Annotated in this window: 18 protein-coding genes; 15 read left to right on the forward strand and 3 right to left on the reverse strand. The window is 54.5% G+C overall.

Annotation, left to right across the window (positions count from 1 at the left end):
* Window positions 1-204: 204 nt before the first annotated feature.
* From HY913_17815 to HY913_17855, 9 genes are all read left to right on the forward strand, one after another.
* A complete protein-coding gene (locus HY913_17815; GenBank protein ID MBI4965136.1) occupies window positions 205-945 on the forward strand; it encodes a tetratricopeptide repeat protein in 741 nt (246 codons plus the stop codon).
* 216 nt (window positions 946-1161) lie between these two features.
* A complete protein-coding gene (locus HY913_17820) occupies window positions 1162-1647 on the forward strand; it encodes a PocR ligand-binding domain-containing protein (GenBank protein MBI4965137.1) in 486 nt (161 codons plus the stop codon).
* Between the two features lie 186 nt (window positions 1648-1833).
* Complete coding sequence (locus HY913_17825) at window positions 1834-2568, forward strand: respiratory nitrate reductase subunit gamma (protein MBI4965138.1); 735 nt, start codon at window positions 1834-1836, stop codon at window positions 2566-2568.
* 2 nt (window positions 2569-2570) lie between these two features.
* Complete coding sequence (locus HY913_17830) at window positions 2571-3821, forward strand: (Fe-S)-binding protein (protein ID MBI4965139.1); 1251 nt, start codon at window positions 2571-2573, stop codon at window positions 3819-3821.
* Window positions 3822-3927: 106 nt separating this feature from the next.
* Window positions 3928-4119: a hypothetical protein gene (locus HY913_17835; protein MBI4965140.1), complete on the forward strand. Its 192-nt coding sequence runs from the start codon at window positions 3928-3930 to the stop codon at window positions 4117-4119.
* An 8-nt stretch (window positions 4120-4127) separates the two neighbouring features.
* On the forward strand, window positions 4128-4682 hold the full coding sequence (locus HY913_17840) for a type II toxin-antitoxin system RelE/ParE family toxin (GenBank protein ID MBI4965141.1): 555 nt from the start codon (window positions 4128-4130) through the stop codon (window positions 4680-4682).
* A gap of 266 nt (window positions 4683-4948) precedes the next feature.
* A complete protein-coding gene (gene rsmA / locus HY913_17845) occupies window positions 4949-5749 on the forward strand; it encodes a ribosomal RNA small subunit methyltransferase A (GenBank protein MBI4965142.1) in 801 nt (266 codons plus the stop codon).
* A 267-nt stretch (window positions 5750-6016) separates the two neighbouring features.
* A complete protein-coding gene (locus tag HY913_17850) occupies window positions 6017-6241 on the forward strand; it encodes a DUF433 domain-containing protein (GenBank protein ID MBI4965143.1) in 225 nt (74 codons plus the stop codon).
* A complete protein-coding gene (locus HY913_17855) occupies window positions 6241-6609 on the forward strand; it encodes a DUF5615 family PIN-like protein (protein ID MBI4965144.1) in 369 nt (122 codons plus the stop codon). The genes HY913_17850 and HY913_17855 overlap by 1 nt, the downstream gene beginning before the upstream one ends.
* Window positions 6610-6940: 331 nt before the next feature.
* On the opposite strand, the gene HY913_17860 is transcribed toward HY913_17855, so the two are convergent.
* The 3 genes from HY913_17860 to HY913_17870 form a co-directional block, all read right to left on the reverse strand.
* The gene (locus HY913_17860) at window positions 6941-8452 is read right to left on the reverse strand and encodes a flotillin family protein (protein MBI4965145.1); all 1512 of its coding nucleotides are present in this window, start codon (window positions 8450-8452) and stop codon (window positions 6941-6943) included.
* Between the two features lies 1 nt (window position 8453).
* Window positions 8454-9092 (reverse strand): NfeD family protein, encoded by a 639-nt coding sequence (locus tag HY913_17865; protein ID MBI4965146.1) that lies wholly within the window; start codon window positions 9090-9092, stop codon window positions 8454-8456.
* A 307-nt stretch (window positions 9093-9399) separates the two neighbouring features.
* A complete protein-coding gene (locus HY913_17870; protein ID MBI4965147.1) occupies window positions 9400-10176 on the reverse strand; it encodes a hypothetical protein in 777 nt (258 codons plus the stop codon).
* Between the two features lie 185 nt (window positions 10177-10361).
* Here HY913_17870 and HY913_17875 point away from each other — a divergent pair, with 185 nt between their 5' ends.
* From HY913_17875 to HY913_17900, 6 genes are all read left to right on the forward strand, one after another.
* Window positions 10362-10865 (forward strand): Lrp/AsnC family transcriptional regulator, encoded by a 504-nt coding sequence (locus HY913_17875; GenBank protein MBI4965148.1) that lies wholly within the window; start codon window positions 10362-10364, stop codon window positions 10863-10865.
* The gene (gene hemL / locus HY913_17880; GenBank protein ID MBI4965149.1) at window positions 10865-12142 is read left to right on the forward strand and encodes a glutamate-1-semialdehyde 2,1-aminomutase; all 1278 of its coding nucleotides are present in this window, start codon (window positions 10865-10867) and stop codon (window positions 12140-12142) included. Before HY913_17875 ends, hemL begins: the two co-directional genes overlap by 1 nt.
* A 499-nt stretch (window positions 12143-12641) precedes the next feature.
* The gene (locus tag HY913_17885; GenBank protein ID MBI4965150.1) at window positions 12642-13580 is read left to right on the forward strand and encodes a hydrogenase small subunit; all 939 of its coding nucleotides are present in this window, start codon (window positions 12642-12644) and stop codon (window positions 13578-13580) included.
* Between the two features lie 63 nt (window positions 13581-13643).
* Window positions 13644-15299 (forward strand): nickel-dependent hydrogenase large subunit, encoded by a 1656-nt coding sequence (locus tag HY913_17890; protein ID MBI4965151.1) that lies wholly within the window; start codon window positions 13644-13646, stop codon window positions 15297-15299.
* 693 nt (window positions 15300-15992) lie between these two features.
* Window positions 15993-16187 carry a hypothetical protein gene (locus HY913_17895; protein ID MBI4965152.1) on the forward strand — a complete coding sequence of 65 codons (195 nt, stop codon included), beginning with the start codon at window positions 15993-15995 and terminating at the stop codon, window positions 16185-16187.
* Window positions 16188-16409: 222 nt separating this feature from the next.
* Window positions 16410-17396 carry a flippase-like domain-containing protein gene (locus HY913_17900; protein ID MBI4965153.1) on the forward strand — a complete coding sequence of 329 codons (987 nt, stop codon included), beginning with the start codon at window positions 16410-16412 and terminating at the stop codon, window positions 17394-17396.
* The last annotated feature ends 37 nt before the right edge of the window (window positions 17397-17433 follow it).

Consider the following 17433-nt stretch of genomic DNA (forward strand, 5'->3'; position numbering starts at 1 on the left):
AAGCCATGTTCCGGAGTCGTGGGGCAGGCCCGCGAGCCGCGGGATTCCAGCCTGCCTACTCCAAAATGGCCATCATGACAGGCTGGAAAGCCTGTCCCACAAAACTTCCCCCGGCCATTTGTGTTCGCGTTTGATTTTTCCGATCTCCACGACCTATAATGGGGTTTGTTTTTTTCGGAGATCGGTCAGGAGGGAGATTGGTTGATGTTCCAGTACGCGGCTATAGTCCTATTTTGTTTAAGCTTGATTATGGGGCAGGGAGCCGCGGCTGCCCTCGCCCAAGGGGACGACATACAGTCGCAGACCGATAGAGCAAAGGCAGCTCTGCAAGGCGGCCGGCTCGACGAAGCCATAGAAATATTTTCAAACCTCATCCGAAAAGAATCTCAAGCCGATTGCTATTTTCAAAGGGCCCTCGCATATGACAGGGCACACAAATATGGACCGGCGATCCAAGATCTTGATACAGCCGTCTCTATGGAGCCGAACCAAGCAAATTACTATCTGAAAAGAGGAATTCTTCTGCGTCGAACCGGAGAGCATGAGGCAGCTCTCACGGATTTCACGAAGGTCCTGGAGCTTGATCCGACCAATGTGAGTGCTTTGGGGAATAGGGGCAGGGTTTTGTTCGCCATCGGCGACACGGCCAAAGCCCTCGAAGACGTTCAGCGGGCCATCGGGTACAACTCTGAATCAGCTGCCTTGTACCTCCTGAGAGGAGACATTTACACTGCCGCGGGGAATTACCAGAATGCGGTGAGGGACTACGATAGAGCGATCCAGCTGAAAGCCGACGCTTTTGCGGCCTACAACAACCGAGGTATTGCCCTGGCCAATTTGGGAAAGACCAGGGAGGCAGTCGAGGATCTCAACAGAGCCATGGAAATTGCCTCTTCGTTCTCGTCAATGGGACAGGTACCGGGCATGTCCGGCAACTCCTGGTAAAATAGCCGAAGGTTGCCCAAAATCTTTGATTGATGACGACTTCTAAAGCGGCCCCGTTAACGCCTGCCAAGTTGTTCTCTCCCGTCATCCGTTTGGAACAAAAAGGTTGATTGCTCTTCGGACGAGGGTTCCGGACCCCAATGAGTGCGAGGAAAGAACGGGGATTTCATTGGTCCTCGCATAGCACCAATTTTCACATCAAGGATAACTAGAAATATGACCCCACGCGACTTAAAAACCAAAGAAGAATGGCAAGAAATCTTGAACCGATTCGCTACAGAAACCAAGATGACGGCCACCCTGACCGACAGTACGGGCAAGCAATTGATTGGCACGAACAGCAGGGGCCCTTTGTGCGCAGCCGTCAGAGAAAACGAGAAAGCGCTAACATTCATCTGCAGCCAGACCAACACGGCGATGCTGGCTGTCATAAGGAAGATCCTTCGGCCGGAGTTAGATCTCTGTGAAGCAGGTCTGATCCGTGTCGTTGTCCCCATTGTCAAGGATGGCTCATTGATAGGCCAAGTGACGGCGTGCGGACTGGCTTCCGATGAGGAGGAACCTAACTCTTTTCTCGTGAGTAAGGAGCTTGGTATTTCGGAGGAGAAGGCAATTGAACTTTCGCAATCGATCCCGTTAGGTTCTGAGGAGGAACTCCGGGAAATATGCTCACGTCTATTCAATGAACTAAATACCAAATGAATTTCTTCGAAGACCGGCAGCCCTAAATAAGGAATGACCATCGGACGATGCCGCTGTCATTCCGCTCGCGCCCGCAACTACTTGCGGAATCGATGGAAGGTCAGTAATGATAGGGGCGTCGCTCGCGTCCGCAAGCCGTCGGTCGCACCTCTCTCCTGAGACGAACACACTTTCGGAGCTTCGACCATGACAGATAAGATCTGGTACGTCGTGATGGTTCCCATGGTGTACCTGGCCTTTGCCTGGTCCATCATATGGATTGCGATCAAAATAGTCGGCATTCTGAGAGCCCCCAAACTGCCGGCCACTCTGAGGATTTTCCCCGAAGGCCTAGATTGCGAGGACACTTCGACCACCGGTTTGTCGGGCGCGATATGGGACGCGTTCACCATGCCTTCAGTCCGCAAGTACAAGCCTCTGTTGTGGGCTTTTCTCGTGATATTTCATGTAGCTGTCGTTGCCCTCATTCTGGCGCACCTCGATCTCCTCCCGCAGATCAACATTATGCCCGCGCAATCGGAGCACATGCTGGGAAACGGAGCGGTGGGCGTCATTATCACCGTATCGCTTCTATACCTGCTCTTCCGGAGGTTCCGCAGTCCTGTCCGGGAGGTATCCATCCCCGCGGACTACCTGCTGTTGGTCCTTCTCTTGGCCATCGCCGTAAGTGGTGACATCATCAGTTGGGGCAACTCGTGGACCGACAGCGGATTCGTGATGACCAAGAAAGACTTCGGCCTGTATTTGGAAAGCTTGTTCAAATTCGACTTTGCCGATCCGCGTCAATTCCTGAGCGGATCTCACTATTCGGTCATAGGTGCTCACGTGCTGCTGGTGAATCTTCTTCTGATTTATCTTCCCTTCAGCAAGATCATGCACGTCTTCTTTGCCGTGCCGCTCAACAAACTGAGGAGAGGATGACCATGGAAGACGCCCAGAAACAAAGCTTGCTGGCACTCATGGCAGAGAAACTCAATCAATCCGTACAGATGTACCTGGACAACTGCACTCGTTGCGGCACTTGCATTGACGCGTGCCACGCGTACGCGTCCACGGGTGATATCCGTTATTCAGCAGTGGGCAGGGCCCAGAATATCCGTAGGCTGTTTGAGAATTACCACAAAATTACGGGCAAGATCGCTCCGTGGCTCAATGAGGCTGTTGAACTTGACGAAAGATGGATGGACAGGGTCTACGAGACTGCGTTCACCTGTACCGGCTGCCGCCGGTGCATGACGTACTGCCCCTTCGGGATAGATACACAGCAGATCCAGTCCATTGCCAAGGCCCTGCTCATCGGCGCGGACATGGACCCCAAGCCGCTGACCATGAAGGCCAAAGCCGAAATCGCCAAGGGCGAGAACTTCGAGGCCACCAAGCAGAAATTTCAGAAAGAACTGGACAAAATACGCGGAGAGGTCTCCCAAAGATGGCCGGGTTCAGCCAAAGGCGACGTCGTTCCCATAGACGTTAAGGGAGCAAATGTGCTCTTCGTATCAATGGCCGAGAAGCCCTCCATAGTCCCTGCTGCGGGAATAATGAACGCGGCCGGCGAAAAATGGTCGTTGAGCTATTACGAGGCGGTGAACTTCGGCGCGTTTCTCGGAAGCCCCACCATGACCCAGCAGATTTACCAGCGGATAGTTTCCGAAGCAGAGGAGCTTGGCGTCAAGGAAATGGTCATCTGCGAGTGCGGGACAGCCTATCGCATCATGAAGCACGTGATCGGCAAACGAGACTTCAAGGTCATCACCATCCTACAGCTCATAGATCGGTACCTCAAAGAAGGAAGGATAAAGCTGGACAAGTCGGTGATAGAGGGGCGAATAACCTACCATGATCCATGTCAAATCGCCCGCAACGGCGGGATCTACGAGGAGCCCCGCAATTGTCTGAAGGCCCTCACTGACGACTTTGTTGATATGAGCCCGAACCGACAGGCCAACTGGTGTTGCGGCGGCGGAGGCGGACTTGTGATAGCGCAGGAGCCGGAATTCCGCATGATGACCTCCAGGGTCAAAGTGGATCAGATAAAGGCCACTGGAGCTGATATCGTGACGACCGCATGTGAGATGTGCTTCGCTCAGCTCAAAGATCTCAATGATGACTTCGAATTGGATTTGGAGGTAAAACTGGTTTCCGACCTGGTAGCAGACGCGCTTGTGGTAGACTAATATGATGTGACTAATCACTTGCCATAATCACAAAATGAAACACTTGACCTGGGGCCAGTGTCTCAGTATAAATGACTAAGAATGCTCTGACGGAGGAGCAACAGCCATGCCACAAATGAAGCGGATTGATGACGGCACATGGCCGGTCGAGCCAAAACCGACAGAAGAAAAGAAGATGCCGGAAGAGGAATCAGAAGACTATCTCGACTACTGTGCTGCGGCTGAAGCAATAGACGAGGCACTGGAAACAGGCGAAATTCGATCGTTCGAGGATTTCGCCAAAGAAGTCGGCATTTAAGTACCTCCGTGGATTATTCTCTCTACATCTTAGGCCATGCCGAGCGGGACATTAAGAAACTCAAAAAACAGCATCCACAACTGGCCTCCAATCTAGCCGATAGAATTAGAAAATTATCTCAAAATCCTCGGCCTGAGCGCTGCCAGGCGCTGGAGGGCCAGGCAGATCTTTACCGAATCCATTTTGGTGATGGTAAGTTTCGAATAATATACAGCATTCTAGATGACCCCCAGGCTATAATAATAGTCGCGATCAGACGGAGAAACGAGAGCACTTACAAGAAGATTGACAGAAAAAACCTTTCGGAAAAGATCAAATCCCTTAACCTCGAATTGAAAGAAACGATAAGTATCGTTGCCGATCTGGCACGCAAGATTGGCATCGAGTGGATAGCCAATCTGGATGATGACCAAGTGAGAATTCTCGCTGGGGGCATCCAAGCGATTACGGGCGGTCGCAGTTCTCTTCCAACAATCGCAGTGCAGATTCAGGAAGCGGTCAAGGTCAAAGAAGACATCAAAACCATTACAAGGGACATGAAGCGCCTTCTACAAGAAATGTAAGCTTTGTCAGATGAGCAATTCAGGAACCCTTCCGGACGCGGACATTTTCCGCGAAAATTTCATGCTTGAAAACGCATTCGGCGTATACATAGTGTGGCCCTTGATGCCATCCTTTTCCATTCAACCGACGGGTACCGCCCGCGCATCCTATCCCGGATGGGGACCGCAAGAATTCTCGTCCTATCCATTCCCCTAACAGAATCATGCATACTTCCGGTGAAATAAGAAAGCTGTTCAAAAAGCACGGTCTTGCGCCGAAAAAATGGATGGGCCAGAACCTTCTGGTCGATGACGGTTTTCTGAAGAAGATCGTGCAGGCCGCAAGGATTGACCCCGGAGAGACAATTGTCGAGGTCGGCGCGGGTCTGGGAGTCCTCACCGAGGAACTGGCGCGACGAGGTGCGAACGTCGTAGCGCTGGAACTCGACTCAGGGTTTTTCAGTGTCCTGCAAGAAAGATTCGCGGCCTCGCATCAGGTTGAACTCATCCACGCAGATGCGATGACATTCGATTTCCAGGCCCTTGCGTCCAGGGTCGGAAAACTTCGGGTGGTAGCTAACCTGCCTTACAATATTTCCAGCCGATTGATCTTCACCTTCCTTGAACATCGAGACCTGTTCCGGTCTTTGCACATCCTTCTTCAAAGAGAAGTCGCGGAGCGCTTTATCGCCCCACCCGGGACAAAAGACTATGGAGTTCTAACCGTGCTCTTGGGAGTAAGCTCGGCTGTGGATCTATTGTTCGACATCCCGGCTAAGGCCTTTTATCCTGTTCCTGAGGTAGTCTCCACCCTCGTCCGGGTTACCTTCCCTGACGAGCCGCCGGTGCTGGTCGCGGACGCGCGGTTGCTCGTCGGGCTGGTGAAAGCTTCTTTCGCGGGACGCCGCAAGACCTTGAGGAACACCCTGCGTAATTTTGCTTTGCCTGGGCTGACACCGGAATTGCTAAATGAGGCGGCAGAGGATGCGGGGATAGACCTCGGCAGGCGCGGGGAAACGCTCTCCCCGATTGAGTTTGCACGGTTTGCGGATGCCATTCACGCGAGGGTTCAAGAGCAGTTGCCCTGAGCTACAGTTCGGGCTGGGAAACACTCCGGGCAGTAGGATGTGGTGACCGAAGGGAACCGTCCCGCGAGACGGGGGATTCGCTGTGATGTGTCTCGATTGATGCGGTTCGCTGCACTCACCGCATCCTACAGCCCTAAGTTACGGCCCGTTCTTGGAAGTGCAGAGGATAATAGAGAATCCCCTCGGATTTCGGCTTGACAGGTCGCGGCAGTATCCGTCAGTATGGGGGCCGAATAAGCCTCAAAGGCTTTAGAAGTGAGGTTGTAAATGCATATAGCGTGGCAGGATTACATAGAAAGCACGCCGGATGTACTACATGGCAAACCGCGAATCAAGAGTACAAGAATTCCTGTAAGCCTTTTGCTCGGCTATCTTGCTGAAGGATACAGTCCCGAGCAGATTATCGGCGAGTTTCCGGATCTCAACAAAGAGCAGATTGCCGCCTGCCTGGACTATGCTCGTGATTTAGCGGAATTTGAAGTGGCAGTCTGATGGGTCTAAGATTCTTTGCCGACCATTGTGTGCCCAATTCCGTCTTAAGGGCATTACGCGATGGAGGCCATGAGGTTTTCATTCTGAAGGAGCATCTTCCACAAGATGCATCAGACTCGACCGTCATTGCCAGAGTTCAGGAATTGAATGCCATCTTGGTCTCGTTGAATGGGGACTTCGCGGATATAGTAACCTACCCGCCGTCCAATTATAAAGGTATCATTGCGATGCAAGTTAAGAATCATCCGGAGACCATTCCGGCATTAATGCAAAGACTTATGAATTACTTCTCCGACCATCCGGAAATGACCCATTACCAGGGCAGACTCTTGGTTGTGGAACCTCATAAGATCAGGATTCGGAAATGAAAAATTGGGCTGTGCCCGGCGGCGCGCCACAGGGCCGCAGGATCCGGTGACCGAAGGGAACCTTCCCGCGAGACGCGGGATTCGCGTTCATGTGGCTCGATTGATGCGGTTCGCTGGGCTCACCGCATCCTGCTCCCGAGAGAAAATATGCCGGCACGGAGGCCGGCACTACCGATTTCCAGGAGGCGCTTTTCGCAGTCGGACATTATTTTGACACTTGCTATGGCAGTTCTCGAAAGTAATGACGGATTGACCTATGGGTGCCACTGCTGGCTTGTCCAGCAGTGCGGTTCCATTCAGAAAGAACTTTCGAGAATCACTATATAAGAGATCATTTCTTATCCACCGGTGTCTGAGGCGGTGCAGTCACGGATGGTGCTTTGCCGTGAACTCGGCCGAGAAACTCCGGCAATTCCAATCCAACCATTTTAGCAAGTTCGTGCATCGGTGGAATCACCCCCATGAAACGACGCCCAAGGTCGGAAAGGCCTCCGTCACCACCGCCGCTGTCCCAGACTACGATCTTGTCAATCGGCAGGTTCTTGACCGCTTCGACCTGAAGGCCGGTGAGTTCGGTCAGCTTTTCGATCAACAGCAGCACCGCAGTCGCGGAAGGATCTGAAGCGCAGGATTCCACCAGGGCCTTGTAACCCGCGGCCTTGGCGTCCAACTGGGCCTGAGCGCCCTGGGCCTCGGCTTGCATCTTAACGAGGACCGATTCCGCGTCCCCTTTGGCCACGAGCACCCTCTTCTGGCGCTCGGCCTCAGCGGCCACAATCGCCCTCTCGCGGTCAGCTTGGGCAGGCACCACTACTTCGGCCTTTAGCCTGGCTTCTTCACGGCGAGCGCGAGCCTCCTCGGCAAGCCGCTGTGCGTCCTCCTGTGCGACGCGAATCGTGGCGTCAGCCTGCACCGCGGCTGTCTGGCCCTTGCCCCTGGCTTCTTCTTCCGCTACCTTCTGGCCGGCCTGGAACCCTGCCTTCTTGGCATTGGCCATAGTTTCGGTCTCTACAGCGTCCGCATCAAGCAATGACACCTTTTGGCGCCTGTCGCGACCGGCTTCGGCCTCGCCGACGGCACCGCCGGCTTCGGCTGCTGCCACAGCCTTTCTTCTATCGCGGTCGGCTTCGGCCTCGCCGACAGTAGCCAGAGCATTAGCTGCGGCCACCGCTTTACGCTGATCGCGCTCTCGCTCCGCGACACCTATCTTCCCCAGCTTCTCCTGTTCAGCCACGTCGATCAGGGCCTGGTTGACCGCTTCCGCGGCAGCCTTACGGCCAAGGGCCCTGATGTACCCGCTGTCATCCTCGATATCTTTGATATTTACATTGATTACCGTAAGGCCTATCTTTTCAAGTTCAACAGAAACCGCGTCGTTCACTTTGGCCATGAACGCCTGCCGATCGCGATTGATTTCTTCTATCCTCATTGTTGCAATTACGGCTCGCATTTGGCCGAGTATGATGTCCTGCGCCTGTTTTCGGACATCTTCGATACCTTGCCCCAGCAACCGCACCGCTGCATTCTGCATGATGCCTTCCTCAGTGCTGATGGCTGCGGTGACCGTGGTGGGAACGGAGACGCGGATGTTCTCCTGAGAAAGGGCGTTTGCCAGTTCGATGGGAACGACGAAAGGCTCCAGGTCCAGCCACTCGTACGACTGGAGCACCGGCCACACGAAGGCTGCGCCGCCATGGACGCACTTGGCCGCCCCTTGGCCGGTCTTCCCGTAAACGACGAGAATTTGGTTGGACGGGCATCTCTTATAACGGCCGATAAATACCCACAAAAGCGCACAAATGACCACCGCCAGGATGACCGTCAGACTCAACGCTGTCACCATCTCATCCCTCCTCCGGGTTCCGAATTCCCTCAACTTCTACCGTGTTGTCGTTCACAACACCGACCACTCTCACTTCGGCGCCGGATGTCAATGGGCCGCCGTCGCGGGAGCGAGCGTTCACAAAACTGATTGCGCCGCTAACCATAACTCGTATTTTGCCTGTTCCGCCCTCGGGAATGTCCATGTAAACCGTGCCTTCTTCTCCAATCGCGGTCCACACGGAGGCGTTGCCGCGTTCCTGTTGGCTCAGCAGCCAATAGAGCACGTAGGACACCGCAAACATGGCAACCAATCCCCAGGCAGCACTGTACAAGATGGCGAGGATTGCCGAGACCCCGGTGGCTAGATAGAGCGCACCGGCCCAACTGAACAGCGTCCCGAAAGCTATGATTGAGCGAATTGATACAAAGGTGAAAGTGGCTGCCTCACCGCCGTATTCGTGCCCGCTCTCGCCCCCGGAGTCACCGGCGTGGCCGAAGTCGCCGTGATCGACGCCTTCAGCGCCGATGTGAGCGTGGGCGTCGGTGTCCATGCCCATGATCATGATCACAATCTGCCAGAGGAAGAGCACGGTGAAGGCCAGGGCTGATATCACAAAGGCCTTGTTGAGTAAACTCAAACCCAGCCACCAGGATTCCATGGGCCTGCCCCTCTCCTATTTAGTCAAAACCAGAGTCAATGAACGTAAAAGGTAATTGCAGGAGCAGCAGTCACGCTGCGTTTCCTTCATCTCAGGGGCTTTGCACCCACTTCGGAGATTAGCTGTTGGCGGTCTGGTGCACCCGGCCTTAGACCATGATCCGTCGCGGTAAACGGCTTTCAAAGGTTTTTCGAGGGTAACTCCCCATCGTTGCTTCCGTCAAGCACAATCTTGGTGGAGTGATGGTGAGCATTCCGGCTTTCGCAGGGTGGTATTTTTTGTGGGGCACCCATTAAAAGGCCCTCTGTCAATATCGCTCGGAAGCCTGTGGTCCCAAGAAAGGCTTATCTTTCCGATATGTCCTGACCAGTCCGACCAAGACCGGATGCAGCAAATGCACTGCCTTCCCGAAATTCACGAGGAACCTCTTCCATTGAACGAATCGCTTCAGTTCAGCCGGGGCACTTAGCGGGTGTCGGAATATGTTCTTTAGATCGCGGTGAGTCGGAAGCGGGGGGGAATCCAAATCGTCGGAAATTACCCTAACAGATACAAAAGGAACGCCGAGTTCCTTAGCCTCCTCGCCGATCGCGTGGCTTTCCATGTCTACTGCTTGGGCCCCTGTGAAGCAGTGAAGCCTCTCTCTGTCTTCTCGGGCAAAGACCGGGGCATTGACCGTGGCGATACGCCCGATCCTGTGGCTTACACCGGCTGAAAGACAGGCCGCGGCAACTGTTTGAACCAGCGGACCGGAAGATGTCAGCAAGTTGCCCGGTTCGTGTCCGAAAAGTGTTTCGCGAGAAATGACCAGTTCGCTGAAGTTCACGTCTTTCACGAGACTTCCTGCGGTGCCTGCATTGATGATGACTGAGGGTTTCCTGTCCAGGTTCTTCACAGCCGCAGCAGCCTTTACCGGCCCGATCCCGCAGCGGACTGTCACGAAAACGTTCCCTTCGAAGAACACCTCCCTGTAAATAGCACCGCCGCTTTTCCACCTGCGAAGCACTTCCACACGGCGGAGAAAAGGATAGGCCTCCATGCCCATGGGGAACACAATGCAAAGGTCCGCATTTTCTCTGTTCACAGCCTTCATTTGATGTATATAGTAAAGGAATTATACGTAGGAAGCCATAGCAATGTGTCTAAGGGTTCACCGGGCTTGAGGCGGCTCTGCGCCCGGTGACCATGGAGGTGGAGACGCATCTCCCCCTGCATGCCTCCCCCATCGTAACACAAAGGTGTTACCATCCTTCCGGTGGACGGTTGCAAATGTCTCACGTTGAACTGGACCCGTTGGACAAGAAGATCCTGGTAGCCCTCCAGGGAGATCTTGATGATTCGCCCGAGCCATACGACCAATTGGCAAAAGACCTGAAGGTATCCGAGGATGAGGTGATCCGGCGCACAAAGAGCATGCTGGAACAGGGGATCATCCGCCGGATCGGAGCCATGATAAGGCATATTGAAGCCGGCATAGGGTTTAACGGCATGATAGTGTGGAAAGTTCAACCGGAGAGGATAGAACAGGTCGGAGAGCGTCTCGCATCCTTTGCCGAGGTTACCCACTGCTATGAGAGGCCCCCTTTCGGCAAAAACGGGGGGACGCTTTTCACAATGGTTCACGCAGCCTCACAAGAAGAGTGCCTGGACATTGTCCGCCGAATGTCCGAAACAACGGGCCTGGGGGACTACGAAATCCTGTTCAGCGAGCGCGAGCTAAAAAAGGTGAGTATGACCTATTTTGATGAAGGGGATCTGGAAGGTGGCGATTGATGAGTGTCAGCAAAGTGTCTGAAGAGCTGTTTAAGGACGCGGTTCAAGTCATTCCCGGAGGTGTGAACTCTCCTGTGCGGGCCTTCAAATCAGTCGGGTTACTTCCGCGTTTCATACGGTCCGGTAAGGGATGCCGGATTATGGACGAGGACGGGAACGAGTACATTGACTACGTCGGATCATGGGGTCCGCTGATTCTTGGCCATGCGCACCCGGAGGTCTTACAGGCGTTGGAAAGGACAATGAAGGACGGAACGTCTTTCGGCGCCCCTACCAGACGTGAGGTGGAGATGGCGCAAACCATCACCGAAATGGTGCCGTCAATTGACATGGTCCGGCTTGTCAGTTCCGGAACTGAGGCGGCCATGAGCGCAATTCGACTGGCGCGAGGGTTCGCGAAAAGAGACACGATAATCAAGTTCTCCGGGTGTTATCATGGCCACAGCGACGCCCTGCTCGCCCGCGCCGGCTCCGGCGCGGCAACGTTCGCCATTCCCGATTCGATGGGTGTGCCGTCGGGAGTGGTTGAACACACTGTCGTCCTCCCGTTTAACGATCTGGATGCGGTCAAGAACTGGATAGAGCAAAATCCGGGCACACTGGCGGCTGTGGTGGTGGAACCCGTGGCCGGGAATATGGGGGTTGTCCCTCCCAAACCGGGATTCCTAGCCGGCCTCAGGGCCGTTTGCAGCAGGGAAGGCGCCTTGTTGATCTTCGATGAAGTCATAACCGGGTTTCGTCTGTCAGCAGGCGGTGCGCAGCAACTTTACGAAGTATTGCCCGATTTGACCTGCCTGGGCAAAATCATCGGTGGCGGATTGCCCGTAGGCGCGTTCGGGGGCCCAAGGCACATCATGGAACATCTGGCCCCTGTCGGAGGGGTCTATCAAGCCGGCACGCTTTCAGGGAATCCCTTGGCGGTTGCAGCAGGCCTGACCACCCTCAAGATTCTTCTGAGAGACAACCCCTACGCTGACCTTGAAAGAAAAGCCGCGATACTGGAAAAAGGGATGGCGGAGATTCTCCGCGAGAAAGGCGTCCCCCACACTATCAACAGAGTCGGATCCATGCTGTCCGTGTTTTTCCATCCCGGCCCGGTGACTTCATACGAAGAGGCCCTGCAGGCAGACAGAGGGGCATTTGTCCAATTCTTCGGCGGAATGCTCGACAGAGGCATCTATCTGGCACCGTCTCCTTTCGAAGCCTGGTTTGTCAGCGCGGCCCACAGCGATGAGGACATTGAAAGGACTCTCACCGCCGCGCGAGAAAGCCTGTGAGCCTTCCTCGATCGAACAGGATATGCCGCGACAACTTGGCCGGATGCAGATTAAGGAAATTCTCGAGTCGGTCACCGGTAAAGGTGTTCCGAGGAGTGAAATTTGGGACGGAATGCCTGACTTATGGCTTCCGAGGATAGTGAAGTAGGAACGGGCGGTTAGCTGACAAAGGTTCCTTGATAATTGCAGCGTTGCGGCATCAGAGGTTCAGTAAAGCGTATAGACCCTCGTGTTACGCTGAAATAAAATGTAGCACTGCGGAATCGCTGTATATTCGGCTTGATTTTCACGCTTATGTAAAGTAGTGTAGCGGTCGCTCTACAAGGAATGTTTTTATTGCGTTTCGCTTTTAAACGATTTCCAACAGATCAAAATAATACAAACTGTCGTGTTCCCACAGGGAGCCGAAATGCTGTGAGGGGGGTCGGCATTTCGAAGCTTGCTTCCGTGTGATACTGAGTAGAAGGTAGATCCGAGAGTCTATGCAAGGAGGTTAATAATGGACAAGTCTTTTGATGTTCCCGAAAGGTTGGCAGTTAAAGGCGTTACCCGGCGGGACTTCATGAAGTTCTGCGGGTTCATGGCCACCGTTTTGGGGCTTCCTCTGTCCTTTGCTCCGAGGATAGCAGAAGCCGTGGCCGCCAAACGCCCCACCGTGGTGTGGTTGCAGTTTGCCGAGTGCACCGGGTGCGCGGAGTCTTTCATTCGCACCACATATCCGTGGGCGGCAGACATCGTTCTGGACGTTCTCAACGTGGCCTATTTCGAGACCATTATGGCCGCGGCCGGCGATCAGGCGGAGCAGGTTCTGGATGACGTGGTGAACAAGGAAAAGGGCAAGTACATAGCGATCATGGAAGGAGCGATTCCGACCAAGGACAACGGCGTGTACGGCCAAATCCATGGCAAAACGTTTCTGGAAATAGCTAAGAAAGTCGGCCAAAACGCCGCGGCGGTGATTTGCGTAGGCAATTGCGCATGTTCCGGAGGCGTACAGGCTGCCGCTCCTAATCCCACCGGCGCCAAGAGCATTGCGGAAGCCACCGGGTTGAAGACGGTCAACCTCAATGGATGTCCGCCCAATGCCGACAACATGGTTGCCACAGTTGTGCATTTCCTCTTGCTTGGCAAGCTCCCTGCGCTTGACGACAAAGGCAGGCCGTTGTTCGCTTACCAGTACCTCATTCACGACAATTGTGAGAGAAGAGGACACTTTGAGAACGAAGAGTTCGTCAAGGAGTTCGGTGACGAAGGCGCTGCCAAGGGCTGGTGCCTGTACAAGGTGGGTTGCAAGGGTCCCGAGACTCACAACAATTGCCCGATCATCAAGTGGAACCAGGGAACCAACTGGCCCATCGGCGCGGGTCACCCCTGCATAGGGTGCAGCGAACCGGGATTCTGGGACAACATGAGCCCCTTCTACGTTCAGAAAAGCTAGATCCGGGTTGTCACCAGTAACTCAACCTACGATTTAAGATGAACATCGAAAAGGAGCGATACTATGGCAAGAGTCGTCGTTGACCCCATCCCGAGAATCGAGGGTCACCTGCGCATAGAGGTAGAAATTCAGAATGGCAAGGTGAAAGACGCCTGGAGTAGCGGGACTCTCTTCAGGGGCCTTGAGATCATCCTCCAGGGCAGAGACCCGAGAGATGCTCACCTGCTTACGCAGCGTTCATGCGGCGTTTGCACCTTGGTTCACTCACTGGCCGGCGTCAGGGCTGTTGAAGACGCGCTTAAGATTCAAATCCCGCCCAACGCCAGAATAGTCCGTAACCTCACCCATGCGGCGCAGAACATGCACGACCATCCGGTGCATTTCTATCAGTTGTGTGCGCTTGACTGGGTCGACGTGGTGTCCGCTCTGAAGGCGGAACCCGGTAAGACCGCGGACCTGTCCAACGCGGTCAGTGGCCGCCCGCAGAGCAAGAAGTATTACGAGGGGCTTAAGGGCAAACTCAAGGCCTTTGTGGACTCCGGCCAACTGGGTCCCTTTGCCAACGCCTATTGGGGCCACCCGGATTACAAGCTCCCGCCTGAAGCCAACCTCATGGCGGTGGGACATTATCTGGACAACCTTCGCCAACAGGTCCATGCCGCGCAGATGACTGCCATCTGGGGAGCGAAGAACCCCCACCTCCAGGGCCACCTCCCGGGCGGCGTCACAGTCATCCAACAGCTCGATGCGGACCGCATCGCGCACTATCTGTACATGCTCAAAGAGCAGATAGCTTTCATCGAGGAAGTCTACATCCCCGACCTGCTTGCAGTGGCCGGCTTCTACAAGCACTGGGCGAAAATCGGTGGAAACAAGAACTTCCTCGCGTTCGGCGACTTCGCTGAAGGCGACAAAGAACCCGAGACCTTCTACTTCCCGAGAGGGGCCATCCTCAACGGCGAACTGAAGCTGGCGCCTGTGGATGTGTCGAAGATCACCGAAGACGTGTCACACGCATGGTATGAGGGTGACAAGCCTCTGCATCCTTCCGTAGGCGAAACCAAGCCGCTGATGGGTGACGCGCTCAAGGGCGCCAAGCCTGACACAAATGGCAAGTACACCTGGCTCAAGGCCCCCAGGTACGAGGACAAGGTCATGGAAGTCGGTCCTCTGGCTCAGTGCCTGGTTTCCTATGTCGGTGGAAACAAGGAAATCAAAGAAAACGTGGACGGGGCCCTCAAGAAGCTGCAAGTCGGTCCCGACGCGCTGTTCTCCACCCTCGGCCGGTTGGCGGCCCGCGGCATTAAGTGCCTGGTCAATGCCAAGAGAGCCGAAAAGTGGACCATGGATCTAATCGAGAACATCAAGAAGGGTGACACCAAGACCTTTACCTCGTACAAGCTTGACGAGAGCACAAGCGGTATGGGAGCCGGTCTGGCCGACGTGGCTCGTGGCAGCCTCGGGCATTGGATCAATATCGAGAAGGGCAAAATCAAGAACTACCAGCAAGTTGTTCCTTCCACCTGGAACCTTGGACCGGCTGATGCCAAAGGCCAGAAAGGTCCTGTGGAAAACGCCCTGATCGGTACGCCTGTGGCAGATCCCAAGAAACCGCTTGAGATTCTCCGCACGGTCCATTCGTTCGACCCGTGCATCGCGTGCGCGGTCCACGTGATTGATCCGCACACCAACGAAGTTTACAAGTTCCGCGTTTCCTGATTTTAGGGGAGTTGTGAAGCCCGCGGGCGGCCAAATGGCCGCCCGTTTTTTTTGGACCGTCTGGATACTCGCGCGGTTTCGAGTTGCAGCAAATGTCAAAGACAGTGTTTGATTACGAAAAGCGCCTCTTATACGGGTTCGCTTTCAAACGGTGAGGATGACTTATGGTAGTTGTCAAATTTTTGTCCGTTTCGGGGGAACTCCATTCCGTCATTCCTGCGGAGGCAGGAATCCAGTCCCGCGTCTCGCTGGATTCCCTGGGTTCCCGCCTTCGCGGGAACGACGGGGTGTGCAAAGCAGAAATGGCAGGAGGGCCGTCGGGGGCCAACGGACATCAATTTTGGCAATTACCATGGGTCCAAATCACCACTGACCTGGTGCCCAGGTCAGTGGCACCCAACAGCCAATCAGGTGCCGGCCCTCGTGCCGGCACCTTTTTAGGATACCAATCAATCACGCCTAGGGCGTGACCTGGCAGGGACCCCGGATCGCGGTCCGGGGCAGGCTCTGGGCCCTACCGAGTTCTCTGAGCGCCGGCAGTTCCAAAGGTCAGAATTTGTGCCAACTGGCATGATTTAGTTAATAAGTTTTGTAATAACAGATAATAATCAATGGAACATAAATTTTGTATGATGGTCTAACTTTAATGACGGATGATTATGATGGTTATTATTTAAGGATCTGGAGACTACCATGCCATCGGCCTTTCGTGAATTTTGCCATACCTACGAGGAATTCAAGGAAAAATTTCCCCGCCATCCACTCGTGGAAGAACTGCGCGGCCGTATTTGTTGCGGGAAATACCCCAGTAAAGAATGGCTGAAAGCCAACACAAAGAAAATGAGGGACTTGATGGCGCCCCTCTGGCTAAGAGCCGATCAAGGCTGAAGAGCTTTCACCGCAGAGGCCGCGGAGATCGCGGAATAGGGCCACGGCATGCGGCGCCCCTACATCTGCGTGCCTACTGCGGTGAAACACCATTCCGGAACTTCCCCGTTTACATGAAGAGCGGCCGGTCATAAGAGGATTTGCTGGACAGGACGCCCGTGCGGGCTATATGGTCTTATCCCACGGCGCGGCACGGAAGCGAGAATGGCTCGGGTATGATCTATGTCCGGAATTCTTAACAAAGGAGAAACGCAAAACGGGAAGGCTGTCCCAGCCGACCGCGGGGGAAGGGTTGCACGCGCGGTCCTGGGATATGGGATTGTGGTAGCGTTCATCGGCTTGAGCGCGTACTACGTGTACGCCAACCGCCAGGATTTTGCTTTCGTGGCTTCGATTTCCTTGCCGGAGGCAGTCGCCGCGGGATTCTTGATTCTGGCATGCTACGTGATAAACGCGTACCAAATGAACGCGTTCTTAAATCATTTTGGGCTTTCGCTGCACTATTTGGAGTTGATGGCGCTCACCGCGGGGATGCTTCTCGGGAACCTCATAATGCCGATGCGAGGGGGTTCCGGCGGACTCGCTTTGTATCTGAAGAAGGTCCACGGGTTGGATTTCCAGGCGTTTGCGGCAATCTACGCCGGCACCGCTGTGCTGGTGGCTCTAATAAACAGCGCCCTGGCCATTGTCGCGCTCATAGCCCTGGGTTGGATTCATGGATTTATTCATCCGGCCCTGACCGTCATTGTGGTGGCGCTTTTCGTTTTTTGCCTGTACCTGAGCTTGTTTCCTCCTCCTGTAAAGCGTGAGATGACCGGCCTGTTGGGACTGGTCCTCCAAGCGGCGCATTCTTGGCACCTCCTGACAAGAGATCGCCGGCTGCTTTTTTCGCTGGCTTGCTCTTTGCTTGTCATTGCCTTTGCTCTGGCGGCCGCTTTTTATCTTATCTATAGGGCTCTGGGGATGCCGTTGTCGGCCTCCGCTGTGCTTGTAACGTCGAGCCTCGGCAACGTGGCCAATCTGATACCAATTACCCCGGGGTCTTTAGGTATTTTCGACGCGGTGGTCATCCAGGTGCCTCAAATGTTCGGATTGGACCCCGCGCGATCTTTGGCCGCCACATTGGTGTTTCGCGTTCTATCTTTTTTCTGGGCGTTTGCTTTGGGAATACCGGGCCTGGCATACATCGTGAGACTTGGCCGCAGATGAAAGGCAAGGGGCTTCGGATTGTTGGCGGCTGGCGTGG

The organism is Desulfomonile tiedjei (genome assembly GCA_016212925.1).
Classification (GTDB): domain Bacteria; phylum Desulfobacterota; class Desulfomonilia; order Desulfomonilales; family Desulfomonilaceae; genus JACRDF01.